The sequence below is a fragment of the Vibrio qingdaonensis genome, from assembly GCF_026191675.1.
Classification (GTDB): domain Bacteria; phylum Pseudomonadota; class Gammaproteobacteria; order Enterobacterales; family Vibrionaceae; genus Vibrio; species Vibrio qingdaonensis.
On sequence record NZ_JAKRRY010000011.1, the window covers coordinates 125,812 to 132,145 of the forward strand.

Sequence of the window (6,334 nt, forward strand, 5' to 3'; positions counted from 1 at the left end):
ATAGGATCTATCAAATGAAAAAAAACACTCTATGTAAAAGCATTATCGCTAGTAGCATATTATTAATTAGTGCTGGCTCTTATGCTAACGATGGCCAAATAACCTTTAACGGTAAAGTTACTGCTGCATCGTGTCAAGTAAGTGGCGGGACAACTGATGGGACAGCAACGGAGACGCTAAGCATATCAATGCCAAGCATCACAACCGACAGTATTGACGCAACCTCCGGCGCCCTAAGTGGTCATACATCATTCAACATCCAATTAACAAATTGTCAAGGTCCAGACGAAGAACCCATTAAAGCGCGAGTAGCATTCTCCGGGATTGGTGATCCTGACAAACAATATGCATTGAAAAACACTGCGGCTAATGCTGCTCAAGGTGTCGGAATTCAGCTACTTCAAGAAGACGGCACAACTAAGATCGACATCAACGGTGGTAGCGCGATAGCCCCTGAAGAAACTCTACCATTAGCCAGCGGAACTGCAGTTCCAATCACCTTCAATTTCCAAGCGGCTTATATCAATGTAACTGGAAACAAGCCTACTGCTGGTGATGTTCTAGCAACAGCGAAATACGTCATCGAATACAACTAAGCTCATCTGACATGCGTACCTTTGGAGTCAGTTCCTATTTTGGTTTTGACTCCAACTCTCTAATAACTCTCGGTAGAATATGAAAAACCATCAATTTTTACGTTTTATCCCCCTATTGCTTTCCTATCAAGTATCCGGCTCGGAATTCGACCTAAGCTTTATGAATAGCGATATCTCTGGAAAAAAACTAGATATGCGTTGGTTTGAACAAGCTATAGCACCAGGAGAGCACATGATTGATGTAGAGCTCAATAAACAGAGCACACAACGTATGCTTATTGAGTTCAAACTAAATGACACCAACGTTCTTCAGCCTTGCCTTTCTAAGGTTGACGTTCTTGATTTAAATATCAAAACACCCGCAGTCGCCAAAGACTGTTATACCGTCGAGGATATTAGCCCTATGGCTACGGCTAACTATATTTCCTCACAGTCATTATTAATACTTAGTATACCGGACGTCAATATCGACAAAAGCGACGGAAAATTAAAAACGCTACCCTCTAAATGGGATCAAGGTGTAAATAGCGTTAAGCTAAATTATAATTCGTATATCAACGGAGCAAGCAACTCATCCAATATAAATGGCTACCTTGGTATCCAAGCGCTTGCTACGTTTGGCATGTGGCGTCTGAAAGGTGGGGGGAACGTATATAAAAATGGTCATATTTTTAGTTCTAATTTGAGCGATTTTTACGTTTACAGAGATATCGACAGTATTACCTCTAGGGCAAGTTTTGGCGAAATACGTTCCGGCAGCATCTCTGCTATTAACGGGTCACTGCCTTTAACAGGTCTTAACCTTCTAAACGCATCGAGAATGTACAAATCACATTGGAACAATTACGTACCTATTTTAAAGGATATCGCCTTAAGTTCAGCTAAAGTCACAGTGCTCCAAAGTGGTCGAGTCCTTTATAGCAGAGTAGTCTCTCCAGGTGAATTCGAAATTAGTGATCTTGATGTATCAAGTACAGGTGCCGATTTAGAATTGGTCATAGAAGAAAGTAATGGTCAAATCCGTCGTCGAACCATACCCTTTACTAAACTGCCCTCTCTACTTCGCGAGGGGCGTTTTAATTACTCTGTATCTGCTGGCCAATACCGAAATTCGAACGCTTCTATTGAACCAGCTGTACTAACAGGTGGTTTTGAATATGGGCTTGGCGTAATTACACCAAAGTTTTCAACTCTGCTGTCTGAACGGTATTATTATGGCGAGCTTGGCGTTACTTACGACTTAGGTCGATTGGGCGCAATGTCTTTTGAAAGTGGGGCAACGCGTTATACTAGCTTTGACGACCATAAACAGTACAACGGTTTTATTTTAAAAAGCTTGTATGCAAAGCAGTTTTACCGCTCCGCAACAAGTTTACAATTAGTCGGCTATCAATATCGTTCTCCTGACTTTCTCAGTTTTGAAGAGTATATTTCCACCGCAAACGAAGTCGATGGGAATCACAAGACAAGGCTAGGGTTAAGAAATCGGTTCGAAGTATCCGTTAACCAGCCGATCAGCGAAGCGTCACTGTATCTATCCTATAAATATGATACTTACCATAATTCATCGCTGAACGGCACGTCACTTTACTCATCACTGAATTTTAATCTTGGCCGGATTTCTGTAGGTTTAAACTACACCATTAGCGACACTGTGCAAGCCAATTATGGGGTGAACAGTGATAGAAGAATTGGGTTATCTCTATCATTACCATTTGGCAAAAGTAACGACTCTAACGTGCTGTTCTCCTCTACACATGAACAGAACACGAATACCCTTAGCAATCGATTGTCGTACAGCGGAAAAACCGGAAATTACGATTACAGCGCAACGGTAAACCAAACATCAAATGATACGAACACAGATAGTAGATCTGTGTCTGCCATGGTTCGACACTCAACCTCTTATGGACAGTTTTCCGCGAATGTTGAATCCAGAAGTGAAACAACCGCAGGTAGCCTAAGTGCAAATGGAGGATTACTTATCTATAAAGGAGGGGTCGTTGCAACACAATATTTGGGTGAAACCACCGCCGTCGTTAAGGTCAAAGATGCTGAGAACCTTGTTATAAATCATAACCCTACACTAAAGACAAATAAAAACGGTATCGCCGTTATTCCTTACTCAAATGACTATGGCTCCAATAGAATCCATGTCAATGCAGAAGGAAACTCAGATGTTCAGCTCGTAGAATTCAGTAAGACCTACATTCCAAGACGCGGGTCAACCGTCTTCGTAGACCTAAAAGCGAGAGTAGGTAAACGTGTACTTGTAAAGCTCAATACTAGCAAAAATTTATTCGGAGAGCATGTTGTTTCACAGGATAACCAATCTGACGAAGTGTCCTTTGTAGGCACTGACAATATTGTCTATCTGTCAGGCATTAGACCCAACCAATCAACAGCATTCGTTGTTGGCGATGGTCTATGTGAATTTTCAATCAATGTAAGTCCCAACTCTAAAAGTTTACAGGACATCATTGAGCTAAGTTGCAATTAGGAAAAAAAAATGTTTTTAAGATCGTTATTACTTATCGTTGTTAGTCTTTTGCCAACTATAGAATTGCACGCGGGTGTACGGCCTATAAATACAAGGGAAGTAATCACAACGACCAAAGAACACCAAGTTGACATCATCAATGATTCAGCAGGAGAATATTTGGTTCAATCATGGTTGGAGGACAGCGATGGAAACACTCGCAACCTGCCATTAGTGCTCACACCACCAATCTTCAAGCTAGGTGCTAATGAAAGAGGTTTCGTGAGAATTCTACCAATAGAGGGCAAGCTTGCTAAAGACAGAGAGAGTCTTTTCTTCCTCTCGATACAAGAGATTCCCAAAAAATCTGAAACTGACCAGAACCAATTAAACATTGCGGTCAGAACGCGAATAAAGATCATTGTACGCCCCGAACAGTTTGATATGACAGGGTTAATCGATGCGACTAACAACCTCTCTTGGAAAGTCATCGAAGAGGAAGGCAAAAAGTATCTTCAATCCACAAATAATAGCCCTTACTACCTTAGCTTAGGTCAGCTAAAAGTGAGCAATGGTAGTGCATCTAAAATACTCGATGACAGATTCAAAATGACGCCTCCTTTTGGCCAGCAAAAGTATGCGGTGCCAAACGAATTACATTCGAAGAATATCACTTTGGAATTCGGGATTATCAACGACTATGGTGGCTTAAGTGAAATCCAAACTGTTAACTTTTAGTATTTGTTTAACCATGTCTTCGGGAGCATGGTCAGCTCCCGATACGGCATTTTCCACCAAAGAAAATAGAGACTATTTTGGTTTTTCGACGGGCTACCAACCAACCAACGACTATTTTTCTGCTAATGTTATTTATGGGGCAGGTATAGCACCGGCTTTGGTGGTTGAAACTCGGCTTGGCTACAACAACACGCTGCTTAACAGTAAGCACATGTTAGCTCGAGTCTCTTTGTTTGGTCATTCTCAGTTCTCTTCAGGTAGTTCTTTTCTCTTCGGACCATTCATTCAGTATGAAGACGAGACCAACCCATTTCGAACAGGTTTTTCCGGCGTCGTAAAACACCAGCTAGATAGCGATATCGCGTTGTTTGGTGGTATTTCAGCTGTTGTCAAAAAAGAATCTACCGTAAGGGTACTTCCAGAGTTCATTTTAGGTATTACTTGGGCTCTGTCTGCATCCGAGCCAGTTCGTACTAGAACTTTAGAACTGCAACCTACAACAAGTAAGCAACCGATAGAAGAAGTGGTTGTACCGTCAGCACTCCCACCGCAAAGGGACATTATCGAGGCTACACACGTATTCAAAGTAAATTCAAGTTATATTACTAACGAAAAAGTACTCAAAGAGAGTATCCAGTATCTTCACGAACGCCCAAACATGAATATTCGTATCGTTAACAAACATTCTAAAGGTGGGACGATAGCTTACAATAAATGGTTAACAAAAAGAAGAGAAGAGCGATTAAGAGCTTTCTATGTTAGAAACGGAATTACTGGCAATAGGGTTGAGATAAGATCAAACATTAATCAAGAGTTAATTCTTCCATTAATATACATTCAATATCACAATGCTAACTAATAGCATCATATACAACAAACGCTTATTAGGAGCATTTATGAAACTGGGCTTATTTTCCATATTAACATTGATATTAACGATGTCATTTAACGTTTCAGCACTTGACGATTATCGTTGTGTAAATAGTAAAGCAATACTTAGCTATGTAGGAGAGAATATACCACTAGGTAATTCAGAATATCTCGATGGGGAAGTTCTTGGTCGAATATTCGTAACTTTAGACTATGACTGCCAAACCCGTATCTCACCATACACTAAGGCAACAGCAAGAATAGGCTTAGCTCACCCCACTGAAACTATTGATTCAACTGTTTCCGGTTTAAAACTACGTAGCCTTGATTTTTCTAATTCAATTGCAGGTAACCCTGGAACCTTAGTCATGATGTTTACCGAAGCAGAACATCCAACAGGCAGATACAATGGTAGCGTACGAAAAGCTATATTCGAGGTTGTAAAAAGTGGTGACATAAGTTACGAAAATAACAAAAACGGAATTCAGCTCTGGGCTTTAGGTCAGTTTGAAATGATCAATTACATGTGGGAAAACCATGAACCAGAATATAATGACATTACATTTAATCAAACCATTAGTCAAACCGGCACCATTCCCGCTTATAAGGCCTCATGTGATATTTCTCACCCTTCGAACATCACTATTCCTACCTTAATAAAAGGAGTAAATGAAGACGTAAGTATCTACTTTAACATATCACTTAATTGTACAACTAACTCTTTAATGGAGAATAACATTGACCTCACTGTAACACCAACAAATATGAACAATTCAGTACTAAGTCAAGATAAAAGCACTTTAATTTACAATGACGGGCAAGTCGTTACAATGAATATCTTTAACAATGTCGGTGGTAGTGAATCACCGATGCTTTTTTCTACGAAATACCAATTTAACAACGACACGCAGGGAAACAGTTTCACGATACCAATGCAAGCAAACTTTAAACTTGGTAATAATTCAGATTATGGGAGCTTCAGCTTTCAAACATACATATCTGTGCACTATAACTAGTCGCTACCACTTTCAGTAACCTGTAAATTAAATTGTGTCTCTGCTTATAATTAAGCAAGTCATGGCTAAGAATAAGAAAGGTCTAGAAGCCTTCGTCCGCTAAGTCGATTAAGGCACCCTCTGAACTTGATGAGCACCTTGGTTACGAAAAACACGCTGCAACCAACGAGAGTAACTGTCGAAACGGGTACTCATCTAAACGCTTAATACAGGCGCTGACAGATCCCCTCATAATTTCCCCAGTCCTGCATTGTGTGTGGGCCTTTGATATTCGAATATCGTTGATGATTCCGAACCTCTCTTCCGAGACAAGGTATTGATAGGGATCGGCGGTGTTTACTGTTGTTGGCTTGGAAATCAAAGTGCCACTTGGCTTGCTCTGCAATTAGGCCATTCCACCACATCAAGATTTCAGCGAGTAACGCAACAAGAAGCAGGATATCTAACCTTTGAGTGCAACGAGTTCTATTGTGACGAAGTAGGATCCCATAAGCGGTACTTTTTAGATCACGGAATGCTTCTTCTATTTGCATGCGTTTGGCGTACAGGTTGGTAATTTGCACTTCATTTAAGATGTATCGAGAAATGTTGGTCGCGCGTAACCACGGCTCCTTCGCACTGCGTTGGTAGAGATG

General features: G+C 40.7%; 6 protein-coding genes. 5 read left to right on the top strand and 1 reads right to left on the bottom strand.

All coding sequences use genetic code 11. From position 1 onward, the window contains the following. Positions 1–14 precede the first annotated feature (14 nt). From MD535_RS10600 to MD535_RS10620, 5 genes are all read left to right on the top strand, one after another. Positions 15–596 (top strand): fimbrial protein, encoded by a 582-nt coding sequence (locus tag MD535_RS10600; protein ID WP_265675003.1) that lies wholly within the window; start codon positions 15–17, stop codon positions 594–596. A 79-nt stretch (positions 597–675) separates the two neighbouring features. Further along, positions 676–3,096, top strand: a complete 2,421-nt coding sequence (locus MD535_RS10605; RefSeq protein ID WP_265675004.1) for a fimbria/pilus outer membrane usher protein — start codon at positions 676–678, stop codon at positions 3,094–3,096. A gap of 9 nt (positions 3,097–3,105) precedes the next feature. Next, on the top strand, positions 3,106–3,813 hold the full coding sequence (locus MD535_RS10610; RefSeq protein ID WP_265675005.1) for a fimbrial biogenesis chaperone: 708 nt from the start codon (positions 3,106–3,108) through the stop codon (positions 3,811–3,813). Then, positions 3,788–4,672: an OmpA family protein gene (locus MD535_RS10615; RefSeq protein ID WP_265675006.1), complete on the top strand. Its 885-nt coding sequence runs from the start codon at positions 3,788–3,790 to the stop codon at positions 4,670–4,672. Before MD535_RS10610 ends, MD535_RS10615 begins: the two co-directional genes overlap by 26 nt. Positions 4,673–4,709: 37 nt before the next feature. Continuing rightward, positions 4,710–5,699 carry a hypothetical protein gene (locus MD535_RS10620; RefSeq protein WP_265675007.1) on the top strand — a complete coding sequence of 330 codons (990 nt, stop codon included), beginning with the start codon at positions 4,710–4,712 and terminating at the stop codon, positions 5,697–5,699. Between the two features lie 203 nt (positions 5,700–5,902). Here the strand turns inward: MD535_RS10620 and MD535_RS10625 are convergent, their stop codons facing one another. Next, positions 5,903–6,262, bottom strand: coding sequence for a transposase (locus MD535_RS10625; protein ID WP_390902924.1), 360 nt, complete (start codon positions 6,260–6,262; stop codon positions 5,903–5,905). Between the last annotated feature and the right edge of the window lie 72 nt (positions 6,263–6,334).